Genomic DNA, 25,041 nt, shown 5'->3' with positions numbered 1-25,041 from the left:
CGCGGGTCAGCGCACGCTGCGCAGGTCCAGGCGGCGCAGGACCCGGTCGGCGGCGGACGGGTCCACCCCGCGCCGCCCCCGGGCCGCGATCACCTCGCGGCGCGCGGCGGCGGTCATCTCGGCCTCGATCTCGTGCAGCAGCTTGATCCGTCGTGAGCGCTCGATCACCGCGTCCGCGAGTTCCTCGGGCATGCCCTCCGGCTTCAGCTCGGCGAGCAGCGCCTTCTGCCGGGCCCGCAGTCGCTGCACCATCTCGTCCGGGAGATCGCGCTCCTCCTCCAGCTCGCGCAGCCGCACCAGCGCCGCCTTGGTCGCCGCGACCGCGATCCGGCGCTCCTCGTGGCTCTCCGCGTCGTCCGTCTCGGAGACTCCCAGCCGGCGCACCAGCCACGGCAGGGTGACCCCCTGGAGGAGCAGGGTCACCACGATCACGCAGAACGCGATCGCGATCAGCCGCTGCCGCTCGGGGAAGGCGTCGCCGTCGTCGGTGGACAGCGGCAGCGCGAGCGCCAGCGCGATGGTCACCACGCCGCGCATCCCGGCCCACCACACCACCACGGTCTCGCGCGGGTCCGGGGTCTGCGTCTCGCCGCTGGTCGGCAGGCGGTTGTGCAGCCGTCGGGCCAGCGCGGCGACCGGGAACAGCCACAGGCCCCGCACCACGATCAGCACCAGGACCACCGCGCCGGCCTCCAGGAACAGCCGCCCCCGGTCGCCGTGCAGGTCGTGGAAGATCTCCCACATCTCCAGGCCGATCACCCCGAACGCGACGCCGGTGACCACCAGGTCGATGACCTCCCAGAACGAGCGCCCGGTCAGCCGGCCGACCACGTTGTCCGCGTCCTCGGCGACCGAACCCAGATAGAACGCCGTGGTCAGCACCGCGAGCACGCCCGAGCCGTGCAGTTCGTCGGCGACCACGTAGGCCAGGAACGGCACCAGCAGGGTGAGCAGGGTCTGCAGCGTGGGTTCGTCCAGCCGGCCGAGCAACATCCGGCCGGCCAGGCCGACGGCGAAGCCGATCCCGACGCCGACCACGGCGGACAGCGCCAACACGCCCAGCGCCCGGGTCGGCGAGAACGTCCCGCCGACCACCGCCGCGACCGCGACCTGGTAGAGCACGAGCGAGGTGACGTCGTTGAAGAGCCCCTCGCCCTCCAGGATCGACACCAGCCGGCGCGGCAACCGCAGGCTCCCGGCGACCGCCGTGGCCGCCACCGGGTCCGGCGGCGCCACCAGCGCGCCCAGCGCGACCGCGCCCGCGAGCGGCAGCCCGGGCACCATCGCGTTCGCCACGGCCGCCACCGCCGCCGTGGTCACCAGCACCAGGGCGACCGCGAGCAGCAGGATCGGCCGGGCGTTCGCGGCGAACTCGCGCCAGCTCGAACGTTGCGCCGCCGCGTAGAGCAGAGGCGGCAACAACAGCGGCAACAGCAGGTCGGGATCGATCCGCAGGTTCGGCACGAACGACAACCAGCCGAGCAGCACGCCGTAGAGCGTCAACAACACCGGGAAGGGCAACCGCAGCCGACCGGCCAGCGGCACGACCACGACGGTGCCGAACATCAACAGGAACAACAGCGTGAGCTGCCCCACTGCGCCCCCAGACCGATCGACCGCGATTCGATCTTGGAGCGTTCCCCGAAACGCCGCCGAATCACCGACCGGCGGGCAAAGGTGTCACTTGTCGGTGACCCGCTCCAGGGTGGCCCTCAGGTCGGCCGGATAGCCGCTCTCGTACTGCACCCAGGTGCCGTCGCCGGGGTGCTCGAAGGCCAGGCTCACCGCGTGCAGCCACTGCCGCTCCAGGCCCAGCCGCTTGGACAGCGTCGGGTCCGCGCCATAGGTCAGGTCGCCCACGCACGGGTGCCGCAGGGCCGCCATGTGCACCCGGATCTGGTGTGTGCGGCCGGTCTCCAGCTTGATCGACAGCAGACTCGCGGCGCGGAACGCCTCGATCGTGTCGTAGTGCGTGATGCTGGGCTTGCCGCCCATCACCACGGCCCACTTGTAGTCGTGGGTGGGGTGCCGGTCGATCGGCGCGTCGATGGTGCCGGTGTGCGGGTCCGGGTGGCCCTGGACCAGCGCGTGGTAGCGCTTGTCCACGGTGCGGTCCCGGAACTGCTGCTTGAGCAGCGTGTAGGCGCGCTCGGACTTGGCCACCACCATCAGCCCGGAGGTGCCCACGTCCAGCCGGTGCACGACGCCCTGGCGCTCGGCCGCGCCGGAGGTGGAGATGCGGTAGCCGGCCGCCGCGAGGCCGCCGACCACGGTGGTGCCGGTCCAGCCGGGGCTGGGGTGCGCGGCGACGCCGACCGGCTTGTCGATCACCACGATGTGGTCGTCGTCGTGCACGATCCGCATGCCGGGCACGGGTTCGGCGACCAGTTGCACGGGCCTGGGTACGCCCGGCATCTCGACCTCGATCCAGGCGCCACCGTTGACACGGTCGGACTTGCCCGCCGCCCGGCCGTCGAGCTGCACCTTCCCGGCGGCGGCCAGCTCGGCCGCCTTGGTGCGCGAGAAGCCGAACATCCGCGAGAGCGCGGCATCGACCCGCTCGCCTTCGAGGCCATCGGGAACGGGAAGAGTACGGATTTCGGGCGAGCCGGGATTGACAGTCACGAGATACGAGTATGCCCGGCATCCGGGCCGGACTCGACGGCCTGGTCTTCGGCGGCCTGCTCGGCGGCCCGCGCGGACTCGCTCCGCACCGGCTCGACGACCGCCTTGGTGGCGCCGTTCGACACGGGCGCGGGGACCCGGTCGGTCGCCGCCGTGTCCCGGGCCGGGCCCTCGCCGTCCTCCGGCGCCTCGGGCGCGGTCTCCTCCTCGCCCGCCTCGTCCTCGTCGTCGCCCTCGCGGGTGCCGTCGGGCTGCAGGCCCAGGAAGGACAGCAGCACGATCAGGCAGCCGCCGACCACGATGGCCGAGTCGGCCAGGTTGAAGATGGCGAAGTGCTTGGGCGCGATGAAGTCCACCACGTGGCCCTCGAACACGCTGGGGGCCCGGAAGATCCGGTCGGTGAGGTTGCCGAACGCGCCGCCGAGCAGCAGGCCGAGCGCGATCGCCCAGGGCAGGCTGTTCAGCTTGCGGGCGAGCCGCAGGATCACCACGACCACGGCGGCGGCGATCACCGTGAGCACGATGGTCAGTCCCTGCCCCATGCCGAACGCCGCGCCCGCGTTGCGGGTGGCCCGGAACTGGAGCCAGTCGCCGAGGATGTCGATCGGCGCGTGGTACTCCAGCTTGGCCACCACGATCAGCTTGCTGATCAGGTCGAGGGCGTAGGCGAAGGCCGCGACGCCGAGCAGGACGGCGATGTATCGACGAGTGCGCGAACCGGCGGGCGCGGTCGGCTCCTCGCCGCCCGCCCCGCTCTCGGTCGCCTCGGTGTCCGACTCCCCGACGGGGGCCTGCGACTCCGCGTCATCGCGTGGTTCCGCTCCGGTGCCGATGGCTCGCTCCAGTCCTTCGACGCGCCGCCGGCCGTCTCGACGGTTACCGGCGTTCCTCGCGCTGTTTGCAGGTCACACACAGGGTCGCACGCGGGAACGCCTGCAGGCGCGCCTTGCCGATGGCCGAACCGCACGACTCGCAGGCCCCGTACGTGCCGTCGGCGAGACGACGCAGCGCCTTCTCCGACTGGAGCAGCATGCCACGCGCGTTGTTGGTCAGGGACATCTCGTGCTCGCGCTCGAAGTTCTTGGTCCCCGTGTCCGCCTGATCGTCGCCCGCGCCCTCGCCCGAGTCGCGCAACAGATCGGCGATGCCGTTCTCGGAGACGGCGATCTCGGCCCGCAGCTCGTGCGCGGTCTCGATCAGCCCCTCGCGCACCTCGCGCAGTTCCGCGGTGTCCCACGGGTCCTCGCCGGGCCGGACCACGTAGACCGCCGGCGCATGGAACCCGTCGGGCGGCGTGGCCAGCGTGGCCGTGGCGGCGGTAGTCACGTGTGCAGGTGCCTTCACGGTGCGTCCCGTTCCTCCCCGTACCGTGGCGCGCGGCGTCGTCGTCGCGGTCGCACGACGCGTCCGCCCGCCACTGGCCTTCTCTGTATCCGTCATGGTCACGGCCCCCTTGTTTCGCTTAGGGATGGGTCGCCCCGGACAACCGGACGCGCCGTCCCGTCACTGATTGCGCCGGGGCGGCGACGTAAATCGGTTGTGCCCAGACGCAACCACGCTTATCCCTCTTCTACGTGTCCCGTTCGTTACCGGTTCCCGAGCGGATCGTTATGCACCTGGGCGCGGGACAAGTCGGCGGCACGTCGACCCGTGGGGGTCGTACAATCCGCAGAGCGAGACGGTGTCGATGGGGACGAGTAGCGCCGCACGCAGCCACCAGCGATCCGGGGACGGTGCGAGCCCGGGGGTGTGCGCGACGTGAAGATCACCCCGGAGCCGCCGGAGGAAAGGCCGATGCGATCTTGCATCGGCCCGTAGAACCGGCCCTCGCACACACGAGTGGGTTGTGCCCGCCCTCGGCGGCGCGCGGCCAAGAAGGGTGGTACCGCGGGACCGGCGCACGGCGGTCTCGTCCCTTCGGTAGGCACGCATCACAGCCCGCGGAAGGAAGCCACATGTACCGCCCGGTACCGGCGCAGGTCGACCTGCCCGCCATGGAGCACGAGGTTCTCGCGTTCTGGCGGGACAACGACATCTTCGAGCGCTCCCTCGCCCAGAACGCCGACGGTCCGAGCTGGATCTTCTACGAGGGCCCCCCGACCGCCAACGGCATGCCGGGCGCGCACCACATCGAAGCCCGTGTGTTCAAGGACGTATTCCCGCGCTACCGCACCATGCGCGGCTACAACGTGCCGCGCAAGGCCGGGTGGGACTGCCACGGCCTGCCGGTCGAGCTGGCCGTGGAGAAGCAGCTCGGCTTCGCCGGCAAGCCGGACATCGAGCGGTACGGAATCGCCGAGTTCAACGCGAAGTGCCGCGAGTCGGTGATGACCCATGTGGGTGCCTTCGAGGACCTGACCACCCGGATGGGCTACTGGGTCGACCTGTCCAAGGCGTACCGGACGATGGACCCCGAGTACGTCGAGTCGGTGTGGTGGTCGCTCAAGCAGATCTTCGACAAGGGTCTGCTGACCCAGGACTACCGGGTCGCGCCGTGGTGTCCGCGCTGCGGCACCGGGTTGTCCGACCACGAACTCGCGCAGGGCTACGAGACGGTCGTGGACCCCTCGGTCTACGTGCGCTTCCCGCTCACCTCCGGGCCGCTGGCCGGACAGGCCGCGCTGCTGGTGTGGACGACCACACCGTGGACGCTGGTGTCCAACACCGCCGCCGCGGTGCACCCGGACGTGACCTACGTGGTGGCCACCGACGGCACGGAGCGGCTGGTGGTCGCCGAACCGCTGGTGGCCAAGGCGCTCGGCGAGGGCTGGGTGGCCACCGGCGAGCGGTTCACCGGTCGGGAGATGGAACGCTGGGCCTACCGGCGTCCGTTCGACCTGCTGCCGCTGGAGGACGCGAACTTCGTCGTGCTCGCCGAGTACGTCACCACCGAGGACGGCTCCGGTGTCGTGCACCAGGCGCCCGCGTTCGGTGAGGACGACCTCAAGACCTGCCGGGCGTACGACCTGCCGGTGGTCAACCCGGTGCGTCCGGACGGCACCTTCGAGCCGGACCTGCCGCTGGTGGGCGGGCAGTTCTTCAAGAAGGCCGACGAGGCGCTGGTCGCCGACCTGCGCGAACGCGGGCTGCTGTTCCGCCATCTGGAGTACGAGCACAGCTATCCGCACTGCTGGCGCTGCCACACCGCGCTGCTCTACTACGCGCAGCCGTCCTGGTACATCCGCACCACCGCGGTCAAGGACGCGCTGCTGCGCGAGAACGAGCGCACCAACTGGCACCCGGACACGGTCAAGTGGGGCCGCTACGGCGACTGGTTGAACAACAACATCGACTGGGCGCTGTCCCGGAACCGCTACTGGGGCACGCCGCTGCCGATCTGGCGCTGCGACGAGAATCACCTCACCTGCGTCGGTTCGTTGGGCGAATTGTCCGAACTGACCGGCCGGGACCTGTCCGGGCTGGACCCGCACCGGCCGTTCATCGACGAGGTGGTCTTCGACTGCCCGGCCAAGGCCGGCGACGGCACCGGGTGCGGCGGGCGGGCGACCCGGGTGCCGGAGGTGATCGACGCCTGGTACGACTCGGGTTCGATGCCGTTCGCCCAGTTCGGCTATCCCTATCGCAACCGCGAGTTGTTCGAGCGGTCCTACCCGGCGCAGTTCATCTCCGAGGCGATCGACCAGACCCGCGGCTGGTTCTACACGCTGATGGCGATCGGCACGCTGGTCTTCGACAAGTCGTCCTACGAGAACGTGGTGTGCCTGGGGCACATCCTGGCCGAGGACGGCCGCAAGATGTCCAAGCACCTGGGCAACACCCTGGAGCCCATCCCGCTGATGGACCGGCACGGCGCGGACGCGGTGCGCTGGTTCATGGCCGCCGGCGGCTCGCCCTGGTCGGCCCGCCGGGTCGGGCACGGCACCATCCAGGAGGTGGTCCGCAAGACCCTGCTCACCTACTGGAACACGGTCAGCTTCCAGGCCCTGTACGCGCGCACCGGCAACTGGACGCCGAGCGCGAGCGACCCGGCACCGGCCGAGCGTCCGCTGCTGGACCGGTGGTTGCTCTCCGAGCTGAACACCCTCGTGGGCGACGTGGACGCGGCCCTGGAGGCATACGACACGCAGCGCGCGGGCAAGGCGCTCACCGCGTTCGTGGACGACCTGTCGAACTGGTACGTGCGCCGATCCCGGCGCCGGTTCTGGAACGCGGAGCCGGCCGCCCTGGCCACGCTGCACGAGGCGTTGGAGACGGTCACCCGGTTGATGGCACCGCTGGTGCCGTTCATCACCGAGCGGGTCTGGCAGGACGTGGTCCGCCCGGTCACCGCCGACGCGCCCGAGTCGGTGCACATGGCCGCGTGGCCGACGGCGGATCCGGCGCTGGTGCACCCGGAGTTGGGCCGGCAGATGACGCTGGTGCGGCGCCTGGTCGAGTTGGGCCGGGCCACCCGCGCGGACTCCGGGGTCAAGACCCGGCAGCCGCTGGGCCGCGCGCTGATCGGCGCGGCGGGCTGGGACGAGTTGTCCGGCGAACTGCGCGAGCAGATCGCCGAGGAGCTCAACGTGGTCTCCGTCGCGGCGCTGTCCGAGGCGGGCGGCGACCTGGTCGAGTACAGCGCGAAGGGCAACTTCCGGGCGCTGGGCAAGCGGTTCGCCAAGCGCACCCCGATCGTGGCCGCGGCGATCGCCGGCGCGGACGCGGCGACGCTGTCCGCGTCGTTGCGCGCGTCGGGCACCGCGGTGGTCGTGGTGGAGGGCGAGGAGGTCGAGGTGGCGGCCGAGGAGGTCATCGTCACCGAAACCCCGCGCGAGGGTTGGACGGTGGCCGGTCAGGACGGCGCCACCGTCGCGCTCGACCTGACCATCACCCCCGAACTGCGGCTCGCGGGTCTGGCCCGCGACGTGGTCCGGCTGATCCAGGAGGCGCGCAAGAACACCGGCCTGGAGGTGTCCGACCGGATCCTGGTGTGGTGGGCCGCCGACGAGTCGGAGGAGACCACGTCGGCGCTGCTCGCGCACGGCGTCCAGGTCGCCGACGAGGTGCTGGCGACCCAATTCACCCAGGGCTCCCCGGAGGACGAGGAGTTGTTCGAGCACGGCGACCCGGCGCTGGGTCTGCGGTTCTGGCTGCGCAAGGTGTAACCGGCGGGCGGGACGGCCCCGGCCGTCCCGCCCGAATCACCCGAAGTCACCCGAAACACCCCGAAACCCGAGAAGCGCCCGTCCCCCCGAAGGGGGCGGGCGCTTCTCGGATGTGCCGACCGACGCTCAGTGGCCGGTCAGTTGTCGGGGTCCTCGTCGATCAGGAACCCGCGCATCGGCGAGGGCTGCTGCATCTGCTGCGGCTGCTGCGGCTGCGGACGCACCGGCGACATCTGCTGCGTCATCGCCGGGCTCATCTGCTGCCCGATCGACGGCGTCATGGCCGGCGACATCGACGACGGCTGGGACATCGACGGCGACATCGACTGGCCCATCGACTGCGACATCGGTACCGGCGCCGACGACATGGCCGGCGGCAACGAGGCCGTGGCCGGAGTACGCGGCGGCGCGAGCGAGTCGTCGGCCTGCGACTCCAGCTGACGAAGCTGGCTCTCCAGGTACGACTTCAGGCGCGTGCGGTACTCACGTTCGAACGCACGCAGGTCGTCGACCTTGCGCTCGAGCGTGGCGCGGGCGCTCTCCAGAGAGCCCATCGCGACGCGGTGCTTCTCCTGCGCGTCCCGCTCCAGGGCGTCCGCCTTGGAACGCGCGTCGCGCTCCATGCCCTCGGCGCGGGTGCGTGCCTCGCCCACTATCTTGTTCGCCTCGGAGCGGGCCTCGGCGATCGCCTGGTCCGCCGTCTGCTGCGCCAGCGCGAGCACCCGAGCGGCGCTGTCGCCACCGGGGTTGCCCATCTGTTGTTGCTGCTGCTGCGGTCCACCCGGACCGAGCTGCGGCGGGCCGCCCTGCAACTGGTGCTGCTGCAGCTGCTGTTGGTGCTGCGGCGGACCCTGGAGCTGGTGCTGACCACTCATGTTCGGGTTGCCCATGCCGGGGCCGCCCTGCATCTGGTGCTGACCGCTCTGCAGTTGGTGCTGCTGACCGGGAAGCTGGTGCTGGCCGCTCATGCCGGGGCCGCCCTGCAACTGGTGCTGCGGCGGGCCCTGGAGCTGGTGCTGACCACTCATGCCGGGACCGAGCTGCTGCGGGCCCCCCATGGGGTGCTGCTGCGGTCCACCGGGACCGAGCTGCTGCGGGCCGCCCTGCATCTGGTGCTGGCCGCCCTGCATCCCCTGCGGGCCACCCATCTGGGGCGGCGGGGGAACGGGGGTCGGCCCGGATATGGCTGCCGGGACGGGTGCGTCGGGGCGTTCGCGCTCCTTGCGCTGCTGAGCCTGCTGCTGACTCTGCGCGGCGGCACGGGTCGCCGCCGCGAGTTTCGCCCGCAGGTCCTCATTTTCCCGGAGAAGTCGGGTCAGTTCGCCCTCGACTTCATCGAGGAACGCATCGACCTCGTCCTCGTCATAGCCCTCACGGAGACGGACGGTCGTGAACTGCTTGTTACGCACGTCTTCGGGGGTCAACGGCATCTCTTCACCTCAGCGTGATCGTCGGCATCGGACAGACGGTACCGCTTACAGCCTGCCCACGACGGAGATCAGGATGTAGACGATGATCATCAGTACGAAGAAGGACAGGTCGAGTGCTACACCCCCGAGGCGCAGCGGAGGAATGAACCTGCGCAGCAACTTCAACGGTGGATCGGTGATGGAGTACGTGGCCTCCAGCAATACCACCATGGCCCCGCGCGGCTCGTACGACCGCGCGAACTGGAACACGTAGTCCATCACCAAGCGGAAGAACAACACGATCAAAAAGCAGTAGAGCACGATGCGGATGATCTCCAGCGCGATGCTCATTTACCTGCCCCCTCGTGTGCCGTCCCTCTGGTCAGGACCGCACCTAGCCTCAGTTTTCGCACACCTCAGCTCTGATTGAAGAACCCGCCCTCGGCGATGCGGGCCTTGTCCTCGGCTGTCACATCGACGTTAGCAGGCGACAGGAGGAAGACTTTTTGGGTGACCCGCTCGATGCTGCCGTGCAGGCCGAACACGAGACCCGCGGCGAAGTCCACCAGGCGCTTGGCGTCGGTGTCCTCCATTTCCGTCAGGTTCATGATCACGGGCGTGCTCTCGCGAAAGTGCTCGCCGATCGTGCGGGCTTCGTTGTAGGTACGCGGGTGCAGCGTCGTGATGCGGTAGGGCTCACGTTCGCTGACGACTTTGTGTACGGTCACCGGTGTGCTGCTCTCGGGACGGCGTTCGGGCATGGCGGACACTGTTGCGCGGTGTTCTTCAAGGCGGCCTTCGTCGCGAAGGGCCCCCGCTTCGCGAAGGGCAGTAGCTCCACGAACGAGATCCTCGCGACGTTCCCGCGATTCCCCACGCGGTTCGCGTACTTCACGTGGCTCCTCACGACGCTCGTCCCGCCGCTCCTCGCGGCGATCGGTGCGCTCGACCCGGTCGCGGCCGTCCTGGCCGATGTCGTCCTCATCGTAATCGTCATACTCGTAGACATCGTCCTCCACGAGGCCGAGGTAGACCGCCATCTTGCGCATTGCGCCGGCCATGTTCCGCTTCCTCCGGTCTCACGGTGGATCGGCTGAGGTCACCGTGGGTCGTGCGATCCACTTCACGGCGACGCTACCGGAGGGAAGGCCGGACTCCGAGCACCGCAGTACCGATGCGTACATGTGTCGCCCCGGCCTCGATGGCCGCTTCGAGGTCGTTGCTCATCCCCGCGGAAACCATGTTTGCAGTCGGATGGGCTTCGCGTAGGCGGGTTGCGATTTCTCGCAACCCGGCGAACGCGCGGGCGGGTTCGACACCGAGCGGAGCCACCGCCATCACCCCGCCGAGAATCAGGTTCGGCGCACCGGCGACCACGTCGGCGAGTTCGTCCAGATCGGCGGCAAAAACCCCACCGCGGGCCGGGTCTTCATCCAGGCTGACCTGCAACAGCGCGGTGATCGTGCGCTGTTGCCGCTCGGCTGCGGCGGACAACGAACGGGCCAGCCTGACTCGGTCGAGCGAGTGCACCACATCGGCGTAACCGGCCACCGATTTGGCCTTGTTGGTCTGGAGTTGACCGACGTAGTGCCAGGTGAGGTCGAGGTCCTCGGTGGCCTTCGCCTTGGGCGCCGCCTCCTGGTCGCGATTCTCGCCCACGTCGCGAACGCCGAGTCCCGCGAGCAGTCGCACGTCGCTCGCCGGATACGTCTTCGTCACCACCACGAGGGTGACGTCCGCGCGCGGGCGACCGGCACTCGCGCACGCGGCGCCGATCCGGTCCTCGACGGCGGCCAGGTTGGCGGCGAGTTCGGCACCTCGACGGGCGCCGTCCGCGGTCGGCTGAGCGTGCGTTTCCATTCGTCCATCGTCGCCGACGAGGGGCGGACCCGCCCGGGCGGGGTCAGCTCTCCGCGAGCCACACGTAGCCGGCGATCCGACCCGTGCGCCGGTCCCGGCGGTAGGAGAAATGGTCGCTCGACTCGCGGGTGCAGATGTGCGATTTCTCACCCGACACAACCCCCTGCGCGGCGAGTTGCGCCCACACTCCGGCCGGGATATCGAGCCCCGGAGTGCCCTCGCGGGTGCGTGCGCGGGCCGCCGGGACAACTGCGGACACTTCGTCGCACATCGCCTGGGGAACCTCGTAACAGGCGCCACAGACGGCGGGCCCGGTCCGGGCGAGGATCCGCGCCGGGTCGGCGCCGAGCTTGCACATCGCCTCGACGGCGGCCGGCACGATGCCCGCGGCCAGCCCCGGTCGGCCGGCATGCGCGGCGGCCACCACGCCGGCCTGCGGATCGGCGAGCAGTACCGGGGTGCAGTCGGCGACCAGAACCGCGAGCGCCAGCCCCGCGGTCGCGGTGACCAGGGCATCGGTGGCGGGCAACGGCTCGGCGGACGCGGCGTCGACGACGGTGACGGTGTCGCCGTGCACCTGGTTCATCCACACCACCCGTTCGGGTGCCAGACCCAACGCCTCGGCGGTGCGCGCGCGGTTCGCGGCGACCACGCCCGGGTCGTCACCCACATGGTCGCCGAGGTTCAACTCGTCATACGGCGCGACGCCCGTGCCGCCCCACCGGTCGGTGAAGGCGAAACGGGCGCCGCCGGAGGCGGCCCTTCGCGTGAACACGTCGGGCCCACTCCCTGTGTCGAAATTCTTGTGTCGATTTATCGAGAGTGTCGTAGCACTCGCGTGTTTTGCCGCGAATGTCACGACTTCACGGTGCTACGACTTCATGAAGGGCGGGATGTCCAGATCCAGGTCGTCCTTGATCGGCTCCGGCACCAACGGCGTGCGCGGGCTCGGGGGAACCGGCGTCTGGTAGGTGGTCGGCGGCGGGGTCGGCTCGTGCAGCACGCCCGGACCCTGGTTCTGGGTCGGCCGCCCCACCGGCTCCGGCCGCGACGCCTGGGTCGTGGTCGCGGGCTTGCCCAATTCGCTCTTGGACGGCGGCTGCCCGCCGTCGAAGCCGGCCGCGATCACGGTGACCCGCACCTCGTCGCCGAGGGCGTCGTCGATCACCGCGCCGAAGATGATGTTGGCCTCGGGGTGCGCGGCCTCGCTGACCAGTTGCGCGGCCTCGTTGATCTCGAACAGGCCGAGGTCGGAGCCGCCGGAGATGGAGAGCAGCACGCCGCGGGCGCCGTCGATGGACGCCTCCAGGAGCGGGCTGGAGATGGCCATCTCGGCCGCCGCCACCGCCCGGTCGTCCCCGCGCGCCGAACCGATCCCCATCAGCGCCGAACCCGCCTCGGACATCACCGACTTGACGTCGGCGAAGTCCAGGTTGATCAGGCCGGGCGTGGTGATCAGATCGGTGATGCCCTGCACACCGGACAGCAGCACCTGGTCGGCCGAGCGGAACGCGTCCAGGACGCTGACCTGCCGGTCGGAGATGGACAGCAGTCGGTCGTTGGGGATGACGATCAGGGTGTCGACCTCGTCGCGCAGTTGCGCGATGCCGTCCTCGGCCTGGTTCGCGCGACGCCGTCCCTCGAAGGTGAACGGGCGCGTGACCACACCGATGGTGAGCGCGCCGAGCGAGCGGGCGATGTTGGCCACCACGGGGGCGCCACCGGTGCCGGTGCCGCCGCCCTCGCCCGCCGTGACGAAGACCATGTCGGCCCCCTTGAGGACCTCCTCGATCTCCTCGCGGTGGTCTTCGGCGGCCTTGCGGCCGACGTCGGGGTTCGCGCCGGCGCCGAGGCCGCGGGTCAATTCCCGGCCGACGTCGAGCTTGACGTCGGCATCGCTCATGAGGAGGGCTTGGGCGTCGGTGTTGATCGCGATGAACTCGACGCCCTTGAGACCGACCTCGATCATCCGGTTGATGGCGTTGACACCGCCACCGCCGATACCGACCACCTTGATGACTGCGAGGTAGTTCTGGGGTGCTGCCACGTCGAAGGCCTCTCGCCTCGAGTTCCGGTCGGCGTGCCGTGGTTCCGGCATGCCGACATTTGCCGACTTGGGGAGGTCGGGACGCGATTTCCGCGAGCCACCAAAACCCTCACCCTCAGGTATAGAGTTACACCGATTCGCATCGAACGCCGCCGATGCGAACGGTGCGGATTACTGCTTTGTCAACCTGGGGGCTAGGCCGACACTAGGTCCCCATCGGACACGGTTCAACGAACACGCCGAACCTGTCCCTATTGTTTTATCGCAGTGCCGGGGTGCTTCCGCTCCTCGTCACGGCGTGATCGGGGTCGAAACCGCCGCGGCGGGTGCGACCGGGGGTAACGGCTGGGCGGGCGCGGGCGGCGCCACCGAGGGAAACGGTTGGGTCCGGGTCACCGGCGCGTCGGGCGCGCTGACGTCGTAGAACTTCGCCGGTCGTGGCAACAGCGCCGCGAGTACGAGAGCCTTGCGGTCGGACGCTTCGGCTCCGCCCCACACCACGGTCTCGCCCTTGTCCAGCACGAGCACGATGTCGTCCCGGGTTCGCGCGGTGATGTCGCGCACACGTTGGGCGACCGGCGGTGGCAATGCCGTGACCACCTGGACCACCCCCCGTAGTGTTTCCCGACTCACCGTGTCGGCGTCGGTCTCGACCACCGGCACCCCCACCGGTGCGGCGTCCACCGTACCGAACCGTACGCCGTCCTTGTCGAACTCCGCGTAGCGGCCCGCGGCCGGCACGACCAGCGCGGTCACCCGTTCGCGCACCGAGATCCGCACGGTGTGCGGCCAGTCCCGCTCGACGTGCGCCGAGGCGACCCGCGGGATCGCGGCCACCCGGGCCCGGATCGCGTCGAGGTCGATCCCGGCCAGCGGCTCGCCGATGGGCACCGCCGCGACCCGGGCGACCTGATCCCGGGGCAGCGTGCCCGTTCCGCCGACGGCCACCGTGCGGGTGTCCAGGAGGGGCGAGTGATAGACGATCCCCCACCCGGCCCCGGCGAGCAGCACGAGCAGCACCAGGACGAGGAGCGGGCGCAGATTGGTCCAGCGCCGCCGCGGGCCGCGCCCGGCCTTGGCCGGACGCCCCGGGCGGACCTTGGCCGGACGCCCCGGCGCGCGCTCCCTCGTCTCGGGCAAGAACGCTCCTCGGCCTGCGACTACTGAGGCAATCGCGCGGCGGCGATCGCCTCGTGGACCATCCGGACCAGTTCCTCGTCGGCGTCGCGCCGACCGAACTCGGCCGCCGCCTTGCCCATGTCGTGCAGCCTGCGCGCGTCGGTGAGCACCGGCAGCACAAAGGAGCGGATCCAGTCCGGCGTCAGGTCGGCGTCGTCGACCAGCAGGCCGCCACCGGCCTTGACCACGGGCTGCGCGTTCAGCCGTTGCTCGCCGTTGCCGATCGGCAGCGGTACGTAGGCCGCGGGCAGGCCGACCGCGGCCAGCTCGGCGCAGGTCATCGCGCCCGCCCGGCACAGCACCATGTCGGCCGCCGCGTAGGCCAGGTCCATCCGGTCGAGGTAGGGCACCACGACGTAGGCCGGGCCGCCGGGCGGCGAGCTGATCTTGAGTTCGTTGTTGGGCCCGGCCGCGTGCAGCACCTGGACGCCCTCGGCGAGCAGTTGCTGGGCGGTGGCGGCGAGCGTCTCGTTCAGCCGTCGGGCGCCCTGCGAACCGCCGAAGACCAGCAGCGTGGGCCGCATCGGGTCCAGGCCGAACATCGCGCGGGCCTCGTCGCGCAGCGCGTTGCGGTCCAGCGTGGCGATCGCCCGGCGCAGCGGGATGCCGATGTAGCGGGCCCCGCGCAGTTTGCTGTCCGGCGTGCTCACCGCGACGAATCGGGTGTAGCGGGCGCCGATCTTGTTGGCCAGACCCGGCCGGGCGTTGGCCTCGTGCACCACCGTGGGCACCCCTTGGCGCTTGGCCGCGAGGTAGCCCGGCAGCGCGACGTAGCCGCCGAAGCCGACCAGGCAGGACGCGTTGGTCCGTTCCAGGACCGCCGCGGCCTCGCGGATGGTGCCGCGCAGGCGACCGGGAACGGTCATCAGCTCGGGCGTGGGCTTGCGCGGCAACGGCACGGCCGGGATCAACGCGAGTTCGTAGCCGCGAGCGGGAACGAGCTTGGTCTCCAGGCCCTTGGCCGTGCCGAGCGCCGTGATACCCACGTTGGGGTTCTGGCGGCGCAGCGCGTCCGCCAATGCCAGAGCGGGCTCGATGTGCCCGGCGGTTCCTCCGCCGGCAAGGACGACATGCACCTGATTCACCCATCCCTGCGCGGCAGGATCCGCGCGAACGCTCGACGAACCGCCCCGGGCCCGCGTGCGGCGAGCGCCGCCTCGGCCTTTGGCTCACCTCGGGCGAAGGACAACAGCATGCCCACGGCGAACATGGTCGGAAGCAGGGCGGAACCTCCGTAGGACACCAATGGCAACGGCACTCCGGCGATCGGCAGCAGGCCGAGCACCGCCCCGACGTTGATCATGACCTGGGCCATGATCCACGCGGTCGCGCCACCCGCGGCGAGCCGTACGAACTGGTCTTTCGTGCGACTCGCGACGCGGATACCTGCATAGCCTAGGGCCGCGAAGAGGGTGAGTACGGACAGCGTCCCCACCAGACCCAATTCCTCGCCGATGACGGCGAAGATGAAGTCTGTATGCGCCTCGGGCAAAGTGCCCCATTTGCCGTAGCTTGTCCCGATTCCACTGCCGAACCAGCCGCCCGTGGCGAGCGAATAGATGCCCTGGGCGGCCTGCAGCGTGCTGCCGTTGGGGTCGGAGAACGGGTCCAGGAATCCCGCGAAGCGGGCGGCCCGGTGCGGCTTGAGCACGATCAGCACGGTGGCCAGCACGGACACCACGGCGATCGCCATGGCGAACAACCGGCCGGGCGCGCCGGCGATCCACAACAGCGCGAGCACCAGCACGGTGATGATCATCGCGGTGCCCATGTCACCACCGAGCAGCACCAGGAACAGGATCACCATGGCCCCGGGCAGCAGCGGGACGAACATGTGCCGCCACCGGCCGAGCAGCCGGCGCTTGCGGGTGAGCACGTCGGCCCCCCACAACACCAGGCCCAGCTTGGCGAACTCGGAGGGCTGGATCTGGAACGAGCCGAAGCCGATCCAGTTCCGGTTGCCGTTCACCTCGATGCCCAGACCGGGCACCAGGACCAGGCACAGCGCGCCGACGCAGCCGATCAGGAACGGATAGGCCAACCGGCGATACCAGCGCAGCGGCAGACGTGACGCGATCCACATCAACGGGAAGCCCATCGCGACCGCGATCAACTGCTTGGTGAAGATCGCGTCGAAGGAGCCGTAGATCGTCCGGGAGGTGATCTGCGACGCGGAGAGCACCATCACCAGACCCAGCACGGTCAGCAGCAGGCCCGAGCCGAGCAGCAGGTAGTAGGCGGTGAGCGGGCTGTCCAGGGCCCGGCGCACCTCGCGGCGCGCCGATCCGGGCGCGCGCGCCGGGTCGGCGCGCGGTTTGGGCAACCGCGAACCGCCCCGCGGCCGCCGCTTGTCGGCGGTGGGCGTGGGGCGTGCCTCGCGAGTCTGCGGACCGGCGGCCATCGCTCGCCCGGTCAGCCGGCCGCTGGGTCGAGTCCGCGAACCGCGTCGGCGAAGGCGTCGCCGCGCTTTCCGTAGTTGGCGTACATGTCCATCGACGCGCACGCGGGCGCGAGCAGCACGGTGTCCCCGGGCCGCGCCAGCGCCGCCGCCTCACCCACCACCAGTTCCATGGCCCCAGTGTCGGTCGCGGCGACCTCGACCACGGGGACATCGGGGGCGTGTCGCGCGAGCGCGTCCTTGATCACCGCACGGTCGGCGCCCATCAGCACCACCGCGCGCAGCCGGTTCTTCGCGCCGGAGACCAGGTCGTCGAACGAGGCGCCCTTGGCCAGGCCGCCCGCGATCCACACGATGTCCCGGTAGGCGGCCAGCGAGGCCGCCGCGGCATGGCCGTTGGTGGCCTTGGAGTCGTCCACGTAGTCGACACCGGCCACCGTCGCCACGTGCGCGATCCGGTGCGCGTCCGGCCGGAACGCGCGCAGCCCGTCGCGCACCGCCACCGGCGGCACGCCGTAGGCGCGGGCCAGCGCGGCGGCGGCCAGCGCGTTCGCCACGTTGTGCGGCGCGGGCGGGTTCACATCGCCCACGGTGGCCAACTCGGCGGCCGTGCTGTGCCGATCGGCCACGAACGCCCGGTCGGCGAGCAGATCCTCGACCACCCCGAAGTTGGACAGGCTCGGCGGGCCGAGCCCGAAGCCGACCGCGCGGCAGCCCTCCTCGACCTCGGCCTCGTGCACGAGCTGCTCGGTCTGCGGGTCGGCCAGGTTGTACACGCAGGCGATCTGGCAACCGCCGTAGATTCGGCCCTTGTCCGCCGCGTACGCCTCCGGCGAGCCGTGCCAGTCCAGGTGGTCCGGCGCGATGTTGAGCACCGCCGCGGCCAGCATCCGCGGCGCGCCGGCGTCGTCCTTGGGGCTTTCCTCCCAGGTCGGCAGCCAGTGCAGTTGGAAGCTGGACAACTCCAACGCGAGTACGTCGTAGGCGGGTTCGCCGTCCCCGTCGCGGGCGAGCACCGCGTCCACCACGGGCGTGCCCACGTTGCCGGCCGCCGCGACCCGTTTGCCGGACGCCTCCAGGATCGAGGCGAGCATGCGCACGGTCGTGGTCTTGCCGTTGGTGCCGGTGATCGCCAGCCACGGCGCGGGGTTCTCCCGCGGCCGCAGCCGCCAGGCCAGTTCGACATCCCCCCACACCGGCACACTCGCCGCGCGCGCGGCGGCGAACAGCGGCTTGGTGGGCCGCAGTCCGGGCGAGGCGATCAGTACGTCCACCCGTTCCGGCAGGCTCTCGTCGTCGCCCAGGCGCACCTCGACGCCCACCGCGCGCAGTTCCTCGGCGCGCCGCCGGGCGTTGTCGTCGTCGACGCCGTCGATCGCCACGACGCGCGCGCCCAGGCCGTGCAGCGCCCGGGCCGCGGAGGCACCGGTGACCCCGGTGCCCGCGACACAGAACGACAACTCGGCCCACGGCGCACCGTGATGGGTGAAGGTGCTCAGGTCTGTCTTACTCACGTCTCTTTAAGTTCCCGTAACCCAGCCCGCGTAGAAGATGCCGATCCCGAGAATGGCGCACAGGCCGGCGATGATCCAGAACCGAACCACGATGAGTACTTCGGTCCACCCCTTGAGTTCGAAATGGTGCTGGAGTGGCGCCATTTTGAACACCCGTTTGCCGGTCATCTTGAAGTAGCCCACCTGGATGATCACCGACAGCGAGATGATCAGGAACAGGCCGCCGATGAGCGCGGACAACAGCTCGGTGCGGGTCAGGATGGCCAGCCCGGCGAGCGCGCCGCCGAGTGCGAGCGAACCGGTGTCGCCCATGAAGATCTTGGCCGGTGACGTGTTCCACCACAGGAAGCCGAAACACGAACCCATCATCGCCGCGGACACGATCGCCAGGTCCAGCGGATCGCGCACGTCGTAACAGCCCACGCCGGGCGCGTTCAGGCAGGACTGGCCGTACTGCCAGACCCCGATGAAGGTGTACGCGCCGAACACGATCACCGAGGCCCCGGTCGCCAGACCGTCCAGACCGTCGGTGAGGTTGACGCCGTTGGAGTGCCCGGCGATCAGGATGTAGGCCCAGATCACGAAGAACACCGGCGTCAGGTCGAGCGCGGTGTCCTGCACGAAGGACAGGTGTGTGGACGCCGGGGTGAACCCGCGCGCGTCCTTGAACTGGATCGCCAGGAGCGCGAACGAGATGCCCACGAAGGACTGTCCGGCCAGCTTGGCCTTGGCCCGCAGACCCAGACTGCGCTGCTTGACGATCTTGATGAAGTCGTCGACGAAGCCGACCAGGCCCAGGCCCGCCATCAGATACAGCACCAGCAGCGCGGACGCGCTGGGTGTCTCCAGGGTGATCGCCTTGGCGCCGCCGTAACCCGCCAGCGCCGCCAGGATGATCACCGCGCCGCCCATGGTGGGCGTACCCCGCTTGCTGTGGTGTCCGGCCGGACCGTCGTCCCGGATGAGCTGGCCGTAGCCACGCTTGACCAGGATCCGGATCGCGAGCGGCGTACCGATCAGCGACAACACCAGGGCGATGCCGCCGGCGATGAGGATGGCCCTCACCCGTGCACCTCCGCGTTGCTCACGTCGTCCCCGGCGGCGTCCGCCAACAGCGCGGCCGCGAGCCGTTCCAGGGCCACCCCTCGGGACGCCTTCACCAGTACGACGTCGCCCGGGGCCAGTTCGCCCCGGAGTAGTTCGACGGCCGCCTCTACGTCGGGCACCAGCACCGACTCCTCACCCCACGAACCCTCGTTCTTCGCGCCCATGTCGATCCAGGCGGCCTCCCTGCCGCCCACGGCCACCAGCCGGTGGATGTTCAGGCGTACCGCGAGTCGCCCGATCGCATCGTGCTCGGTCAGCGACTCCTCGCCCAGCTCACGCATCTCGCCCAGCACGGCGAACGTACGATTGCCGCCCGCCATCGCGACGAGCGCCTTGAGCGCGGCTCGCATCGACTCGGGGTTGGCGTTGTACGCGTCGTTCACGACGGTCACCCCGTCGTCCCTGCGGGTCACTTCCATCCGCCAGCGGGAGATCGTACCGGCAGCGCCGAGGGCCGCCGCGATGTCCTCGACGGTCATGCCCACTTCGCGTGCCACCGCGGCACACGCGAGAGCGTTCGCCACGTGGTGCTCACCGTACAGGCGCAAGATCACCGGCGCACTGCCCTCCGGCACGCACAGCGTGAAGGAGGCTCGGCCCTGCTCGTCGAGTGTCACGTTCTCGGCCCGTACGTCCGCCTTCGCGCTCTCGCCGAAGGTGACCACGCGGGCCTTGGTGCGCTGCGCCATCGCCCGCACGAGCGGGTCGTCCTGGTTGAGCACCGCCACGCCGTCGGCGGGCAGCGCCTCGACGAGTTCGCCCTTGGCCCGGGCGATGCCCTCGCGACCGCCGAACTCGCCCATGTGCGCGGAGCCGACGTTGAGCACCAGACCGATCCGCGGCGGGGTGATCTCGCACAGGTAGGCGATGTCGCCGATGTGGCGTGCGCCCATCTCGGCGACCAGGTATCGGGTTTCCTCGGTCACGCCGAGGACGGTCAGCGGCAGGCCGATCTCGGTGTTGAAGTTGCCGCTCGGGGCGATCGTGGGGCCCATGCGGGCGAGCACCTGGCCGATCAGGTCCTTGGTGCTCGTCTTGCCGGAGGACCCGGTCAACGCGATCACCGTGGTGTTCGGCAGTCGGCCGGTGATCACCCGGGCGAGCACGCCCAGACCGCGGACCACGTCGTCCACGACGATCGCCGGGACATCGAGGTCGTGGTCGGCCAGGACCGCGACGGCACCGGCCTCGATCGCGGCGCGCCCGTAGTCGTGCCCGTCGACGTGTTCGCCGCGCACGGCCGCGAACAGCGAGCCGGGGCCGACCTTGCGGGAGTCCACGACCACCTCGGCGGTGATGCGGGCGTTCGGGTCCGCGTCGCCCGCGAGCCGCCCTCCGAGAGCTTTCGCGATCTCGGCAAGAGTGGTGGAAATCACTGGTTCGTCTCCTCGGCACGCGAGGTGCCGGTCGCCGGGACGCCTGGGTTCGGGGTCTCGGACGTCGGGGTGTGCGTTGATGGTGCGGGAGCCACGATCCTCGCATCGTCGGACTGCTTCGGGGACGCGGGGCCGCCGTGCATGGTTCTGGCCGCCGCGCGACGCAGCTCGACGCGGTCGTCGAAGGGGTGTTTGACCCCGTTCGCGAACTCCTGGCCCTGCTCGTGTCCCTTGCCCGCGACCACGACCGTGTCGCCCGGGCCGGCCTGCTCCACCGCGAGCCCGATCGCCGCGACCCGATCCGGCTCGACCAGCACGCTGCCGTGCGGGTCGGCGAGGCCCGGGATGCCGGTGAGCATCTCGGCCAGGATCGCCGACGGGTCCTCCGAGCGCGGGTTGTCGCTGGTGAGCACGACCCGGTCGGCGAACCGGGCGGCGGCGGCGGCCATCAGCGGGCGCTTGGCCCGATCCCGGTCGCCGCCCGCGCCGAGCACGATGGTCAGCGTGCCGGCGGTCACCGGGCGCAGCGCACCCAGCAGCGTCTCCACCGCGTCCGGAGTGTGCGCGAAGTCGACCAGGGCCAGGAACGACTGCCCCGCGTCCACCCGCTCCATCCGCCCGGGCACGCCCGGGGTGCGGCCCACGCCCTCGACCGCGTCCGCGAGCGATACGCCGCCCGCGGTCAGCGCGACGATCGCCAGCAGCGCGTTGGAGACGTTGAACGTGCCGGCCAGCCGCACGCTCGCCTCGGCCTTCTGCCCGTCCGGGCCCACCACGGTGAAGCGGCTGCCGTCCGGGCCCGGGTCGATGTCCTCGGCCCGCCAGTCGGCTTCCGGGGCGCCCGCCGCGGACACGGTCAGCACCGGCACGCTCGCCGTCTTCGCGAGCCGACGCCCGTAGGCGTCGTCCACGTCGATCACGCCGATCCGCGAGCGGCGCGGGGTGAACAGCTCGGCCTTGGTCTCGAAGTACTCCTCCATGGACGCGTGGAAGTCCAGGTGGTCCTGGGACAGGTTGGTGAACAGCGCGACGTCGTAGACGGTGCCGTCCACCCGGCCCAGCGCCAGCGCGTGGCTGGAGACCTCCATGACCGCGGCGGTGACGCCGTTCTCCCGCATCGACGCGAGCAGCGCCTGCACGTCGGTGGCCTCGGGGGTGGTGCGCACGCTGGGCACCACCTCCTCGCCGATCCGGGTCTCGACCGTGCCGATCACCCCGGTCGTGCCGCCGCCGGCGCGCAGTCCGCCGTCGAGCAGGTAGGCGGTGGTGGTCTTGCCGTTGGTGCCGGTGACGCCGAACAACACCAGGTCCTGCGCGGGCCGCCCGTAGACCCAGGCGGCGATCTCACCCAGTCGGCCGCGCGGATCGGCGACCACCAGGGTCGGCAGGCCGCTGTCGGCGGCCAGTTCGGCGCCCGCGGGGTCGGTCAGCAGGGCCACCGCCCCTGCCGCGGCGGCCTGTCCGGCGAACGCGGCACCGTGGAAGTTCTCGCCGGGAAGCCCGGCGTACAGATCCCCCGGGCGCACGGCCCGCGAGTCGTGGGTGACACCCGTCAGCGTCGTCTCCGGGTCGCTCGGGGCGCCGGTGAGGGGGACGGAGACGAACCCGGCCAGGCCGGTCAGCGGTTGGGGGCGCACCTCGGCTGGGCGGCGCAGATCACGGTTGGGCACGGCGGGCAGGCTACCGCGCTTTGGGCCGTCGACTCGTCCTCGGTGGTGCCGCGGCCGGCGACGGGGAAGCCGTCGCGAACGGGCGCGGCACCCTCACCACTCGATCGGCAGGTCCAGCGGCGCGCTGCCGCTCGGGGCGATCCGGCGGCTCTGCAGGGCGAACGTCATCACCTGTTGGAACACCGGTGCGCACAGGCTGCCGCCGCCGCCGTCGATGCCCGGCGCCTGGAGCGTGACGGACACCACGACCTGCGGGTTGTCCGCCGGGGCGAAGCCGATGAAGGACGTCGTGTAGCCGTTGTAGCGGCCGGTCTTGGGGTCGACCCGGTTCGCGGTGCCGGTCTTGCCCGCGACCCGGTAGCCGGGGATCCGGCCGTTCTTGCCGGTGCCGCCGTCGTCGGCGACCACCGTCTCCAGCATGTCGCTCACCTGGCGGGCGGTCTCCGGGCTGACCACCACGTTCGACTTGGGTGCCTCGGCGGGCTTGAACTTCCCGTCCGGGCCGGTGCTGCCCTTGACCAGGCTCGGTTCGATCCGCACGCCGCCGTTGGCGATGGTCTGGAACACCGAGGTGGCCTGGACCGAGTTGACCGACAGGCCTTGGCCGAACGGGATCGTGTACTGCTGGCTGCCGTTCCACTTCTGCGGCTGGGCCAGGATGCCGGGCGTCTCGCCCGGGAACTTCAGCCCGGAGGGCTGTCCGACGCCGAACCGGGTCAGGTAGTCGTGCAGCTTGGCGTTGGCCTCGGCCCGGTTGGGCGAGAGTTGTTCCGAGGCCAGGATCGTGCCGATGTTGCTGGACTTGGCCAGCACGCCGGCCAGGGTGAGCTGCTGGGTGGGGTGGTCGTGCTCGTCCTTGAACAGTTGGTCGGCGCGCGCGAGTCGGTTCGGCACGGTCACGTGCGTGCCGGGGGTGGCCCGGCCCTCCTGGATGACCGCGGCCATGGTCATCACCTTGCCGGTGCTGCCCGGCTCGTAGGCTTCCTCGACGGCCCGGTTGCCGAGGTTGTGCACGTCGCCGGGGCCGATGTGGTTGGGGTCGTAGCCGGGCGCGGTGGCCATCGCCAGGATCTGTCCGGTGCGCACGTCCTGGACCACGACCGTGCCGGATTCGGACTTGGTCTCGGTCACCTTGGCGCCGATCAACTGCTCGGCGTACCACTGGAGGTCGCGCGAGACGGTCAGTTGTACGTCGGCGCCGGGCACCGCCTCGCGGCCGGTGAGGTCGGAGGTGGGCACCCGACGGCCGTAGACCATCTCCTGGGTGGTCCGGCCGTCCTTGCCCGCCAGTCGGCCGTCCAGGGTCATCTCCAGGCCGCCGCCGCCGTGGCCGGTGGCGTTGACGAAGCCGACCAGGTTCGCGCCGACCGGTCCGGCCGGGTAGACCCGCTTGCTGTGCTTGGTCGAGTAGATGCCGACCAGGTCGTTGCGGCGTACCTTGCCCAGGTCCTTCTGCACCTGGCGGATGTGGTTCCACACCGCGGGCTCGACCTGTGCGGCGAGCACCACGTAGCGCGACTTGGGGGTGCGCAACTTCTCCTCGATGGCGACCGGGTCGCCGTTCACGAGCGGGGCCAGCGCCAGCGCGGTGGCGTGCGGGTCGTACTTCTGCACCTGGGCCGGGTCGGCGGTGACGTCGTACGCGTCCACCGACTTGGCCAGGCTGACCCCGAAGGCGTCGGTGAGCGAGCCGCGTTCGGCCGGGACATTGACCGTCTGGGTGCGCTTGGCGGCGGCCTGTGCGGCATAGGCGGGCGCGTCCAGGGCCTGCAACTGGAGCAGTCGGCCGGCGAACAGGGTCAGCACCACGCCGAGCGCGATCAGCCCGATCCGCAGCCGCTTGCGCGGGTCGCCCATCCGCACGGCGGACCGCGGCCGGCGGGCGGGCCGAGGCCGGCCGGCCGGATGCGCGTCGCGGGTGCGACCGGGCCGGGCCGCCCCCGGGCGCGGTCGGGCCGGGCGCACCGGGCGAGCGCCGGCGTGGTCGGCCCGAGCGGCGTCCCGAGCGCCGCGCGCACCCTCACCGCCGGTCGGGCGCGGACGCCGCACGCGTTCCGGCCGGCCGGGCGCCTCGACCCCGCGCGCGTCCGGCCGAGGGCGCGGCCGCGGGCCGGGACGCGCCCCCGCGCCACCCTCGACCGGTGCCTCGCTCGACCTCGGCCGGGGTCGCCGCGCGGCCGAACGTTCCTCGCGAGACCGCGCGGCGCCCTCACCCGCCCGCCGCCCGGCCCCGGCCGCACCCGCGCCGGATCCACCGTCGCCCGCGCCCGAGCGACTCGACCGGTCACCGTCCGCCGCTCCGCCGCGCGGGCGCACCGACCGCCCACCGGCCGCCGCGGCACCGTCCCGGCCACGCGCTCCCGAGCCCGAGCCCGCGTCCCCGGGCCGGGCCGAACGCCCACCCGAGCCCGCGTCCCCGGCCCGCAACCGCGACCAGAGCCCACCCGAGGCACCGGCGCCGGGCCGCGGTCGACCGGGCCGCCCACCGGAGGCCGATTCGCCGCCCTCCGGGCGCGCCGACCGCCCACCGGAGGCCGCGTCACCCGCACGTGGTCGGCCCTCCCGCCCACCCGAGGCACCCGACCGTGCCGAACCCTCGCCACCCGCCCCGACCTCACCCGAGCGCGGCCGAGCCGGTCGCCCGCCCGCCTCTGTCGCATCGCCGCCACGCGGCCGAGCCGGTCGCGCGCCGGCATCCCGGGCGCCCGAACGGCCCGCCCGAGGCGCGTCGGAGTCGGCGGCCCGACCACC

The 25,041-nt window shown here is 71.2% G+C and carries 18 protein-coding genes and 1 pseudogene; 1 reads left to right on the top strand and 18 read right to left on the bottom strand.

The features are described from left to right. Positions 1–6 precede the first annotated feature (6 nt). The 4 genes and pseudogenes from ACH4U8_RS18210 to ACH4U8_RS18195 form a co-directional block, all read right to left on the bottom strand. On the bottom strand, positions 7–1,596 hold the full coding sequence (locus ACH4U8_RS18210; protein ID WP_360305081.1) for a Na+/H+ antiporter: 1,590 nt from the start codon (positions 1,594–1,596) through the stop codon (positions 7–9). Between the two features lie 84 nt (positions 1,597–1,680). After that, the gene (locus ACH4U8_RS18205; protein ID WP_360305079.1) at positions 1,681–2,625 is read right to left on the bottom strand and encodes an RluA family pseudouridine synthase; all 945 of its coding nucleotides are present in this window, start codon (positions 2,623–2,625) and stop codon (positions 1,681–1,683) included. Positions 2,626–2,852: 227 nt separating this feature from the next. Then, positions 2,853–3,470: pseudogene (gene lspA, locus ACH4U8_RS18200) on the bottom strand (signal peptidase II); the annotation flags it as partial. Positions 3,471–3,501: 31 nt separating this feature from the next. Further along, positions 3,502–3,951, bottom strand: coding sequence for a TraR/DksA family transcriptional regulator (locus tag ACH4U8_RS18195; RefSeq protein WP_360305077.1), 450 nt, complete (start codon positions 3,949–3,951; stop codon positions 3,502–3,504). A 629-nt stretch (positions 3,952–4,580) separates the two neighbouring features. On the opposite strand from ACH4U8_RS18195, the gene ileS reads away from it, so the two are divergent. Beyond that, complete coding sequence (gene ileS / locus ACH4U8_RS18190; protein ID WP_395778744.1) at positions 4,581–7,730, top strand: isoleucine--tRNA ligase; 3,150 nt, start codon at positions 4,581–4,583, stop codon at positions 7,728–7,730. Positions 7,731–7,867: 137 nt separating this feature from the next. On the opposite strand, the gene ACH4U8_RS18185 is transcribed toward ileS, so the two are convergent. The 14 genes from ACH4U8_RS18185 to ACH4U8_RS18120 form a co-directional block, all read right to left on the bottom strand. Continuing rightward, entirely contained in the window at positions 7,868–9,160 is a 1,293-nt protein-coding gene (locus tag ACH4U8_RS18185; protein ID WP_360305073.1) for a DivIVA domain-containing protein, read from the bottom strand. Between the two features lie 45 nt (positions 9,161–9,205). Beyond that, the gene (locus ACH4U8_RS18180) at positions 9,206–9,490 is read right to left on the bottom strand and encodes a YggT family protein (protein ID WP_020552920.1); all 285 of its coding nucleotides are present in this window, start codon (positions 9,488–9,490) and stop codon (positions 9,206–9,208) included. A 65-nt stretch (positions 9,491–9,555) separates the two neighbouring features. Further along, positions 9,556–10,200, bottom strand: a complete 645-nt coding sequence (locus tag ACH4U8_RS18175) for a cell division protein SepF (RefSeq protein WP_026218733.1) — start codon at positions 10,198–10,200, stop codon at positions 9,556–9,558. Between the two features lie 73 nt (positions 10,201–10,273). After that, a complete protein-coding gene (locus ACH4U8_RS18170; RefSeq protein WP_360305070.1) occupies positions 10,274–10,999 on the bottom strand; it encodes a YggS family pyridoxal phosphate-dependent enzyme in 726 nt (241 codons plus the stop codon). Positions 11,000–11,042: 43 nt separating this feature from the next. Then, positions 11,043–11,774 (bottom strand): peptidoglycan editing factor PgeF, encoded by a 732-nt coding sequence (pgeF, locus tag ACH4U8_RS18165; RefSeq protein ID WP_395778742.1) that lies wholly within the window; start codon positions 11,772–11,774, stop codon positions 11,043–11,045. 96 nt (positions 11,775–11,870) lie between these two features. After that, positions 11,871–13,046 (bottom strand): cell division protein FtsZ, encoded by a 1,176-nt coding sequence (gene ftsZ, locus ACH4U8_RS18160; RefSeq protein ID WP_379992165.1) that lies wholly within the window; start codon positions 13,044–13,046, stop codon positions 11,871–11,873. 291 nt (positions 13,047–13,337) lie between these two features. Next, positions 13,338–14,186, bottom strand: a complete 849-nt coding sequence (locus ACH4U8_RS18155; protein ID WP_395778740.1) for a cell division protein FtsQ/DivIB — start codon at positions 14,184–14,186, stop codon at positions 13,338–13,340. Between the two features lie 20 nt (positions 14,187–14,206). After that, on the bottom strand, positions 14,207–15,301 hold the full coding sequence (murG, locus tag ACH4U8_RS18150) for an undecaprenyldiphospho-muramoylpentapeptide beta-N-acetylglucosaminyltransferase (protein WP_360305467.1): 1,095 nt from the start codon (positions 15,299–15,301) through the stop codon (positions 14,207–14,209). Between the two features lie 5 nt (positions 15,302–15,306). Beyond that, positions 15,307–16,626, bottom strand: coding sequence for a putative lipid II flippase FtsW (gene ftsW / locus ACH4U8_RS18145; RefSeq protein ID WP_360305062.1), 1,320 nt, complete (start codon positions 16,624–16,626; stop codon positions 15,307–15,309). Between the two features lie 11 nt (positions 16,627–16,637). Further along, positions 16,638–18,137: a UDP-N-acetylmuramoyl-L-alanine--D-glutamate ligase gene (murD, locus tag ACH4U8_RS18140; RefSeq protein WP_379992211.1), complete on the bottom strand. Its 1,500-nt coding sequence runs from the start codon at positions 18,135–18,137 to the stop codon at positions 16,638–16,640. A 6-nt stretch (positions 18,138–18,143) separates the two neighbouring features. Further along, the gene (gene mraY / locus ACH4U8_RS18135; RefSeq protein ID WP_355537423.1) at positions 18,144–19,202 is read right to left on the bottom strand and encodes a phospho-N-acetylmuramoyl-pentapeptide-transferase; all 1,059 of its coding nucleotides are present in this window, start codon (positions 19,200–19,202) and stop codon (positions 18,144–18,146) included. Then, positions 19,199–20,620, bottom strand: coding sequence for a UDP-N-acetylmuramoyl-tripeptide--D-alanyl-D-alanine ligase (gene murF / locus ACH4U8_RS18130; RefSeq protein WP_360305060.1), 1,422 nt, complete (start codon positions 20,618–20,620; stop codon positions 19,199–19,201). Before murF ends, mraY begins: the two co-directional genes overlap by 4 nt. Next, positions 20,617–22,290 carry a UDP-N-acetylmuramoyl-L-alanyl-D-glutamate--2,6-diaminopimelate ligase gene (locus tag ACH4U8_RS18125; protein WP_360305058.1) on the bottom strand — a complete coding sequence of 558 codons (1,674 nt, stop codon included), beginning with the start codon at positions 22,288–22,290 and terminating at the stop codon, positions 20,617–20,619. The genes murF and ACH4U8_RS18125 overlap by 4 nt, the downstream gene beginning before the upstream one ends. Positions 22,291–22,383: 93 nt before the next feature. Next, the gene (locus ACH4U8_RS18120; RefSeq protein WP_360305056.1) at positions 22,384–24,147 is read right to left on the bottom strand and encodes a penicillin-binding protein 2; all 1,764 of its coding nucleotides are present in this window, start codon (positions 24,145–24,147) and stop codon (positions 22,384–22,386) included. Between the last annotated feature and the right edge of the window lie 894 nt (positions 24,148–25,041).

The sequence above is a fragment of the Embleya sp. NPDC020886 genome (genome assembly GCF_044333915.1).
In the GTDB taxonomy this organism is placed as follows: Bacteria; Actinomycetota; Actinomycetes; order Streptomycetales; family Streptomycetaceae; genus Embleya.
Note: the sequence above shows the minus strand (reverse complement) of the source record. Positions and strands in the feature narration are given on the sequence as shown.

Excerpts from the sequence above, each read along its gene's own strand:
- ileS (WP_395778744.1), top strand. The coding sequence starts at position 4,581 with ATGTACCGCCCGGTACCGGCGCAGGTCGACCTGCCCGCCATGGAGCAC.
- ACH4U8_RS18185 (WP_360305073.1), bottom strand. The coding sequence starts at position 9,160 with ATGCCGTTGACCCCCGAAGACGTGCGTAACAAGCAGTTCACGACCGTC.
- ACH4U8_RS18180 (WP_020552920.1), bottom strand. The coding sequence starts at position 9,490 with ATGAGCATCGCGCTGGAGATCATCCGCATCGTGCTCTACTGCTTTTTG.
- ACH4U8_RS18175 (WP_026218733.1), bottom strand. The coding sequence starts at position 10,200 with ATGGCCGGCGCAATGCGCAAGATGGCGGTCTACCTCGGCCTCGTGGAG.
- ACH4U8_RS18170 (WP_360305070.1), bottom strand. The coding sequence starts at position 10,999 with ATGGAAACGCACGCTCAGCCGACCGCGGACGGCGCCCGTCGAGGTGCC.
- ftsW (WP_360305062.1), bottom strand. The coding sequence starts at position 16,626 with ATGGCCGCCGGTCCGCAGACTCGCGAGGCACGCCCCACGCCCACCGCC.
- ACH4U8_RS18120 (WP_360305056.1), bottom strand. The coding sequence starts at position 24,147 with ATGGGCGACCCGCGCAAGCGGCTGCGGATCGGGCTGATCGCGCTCGGC.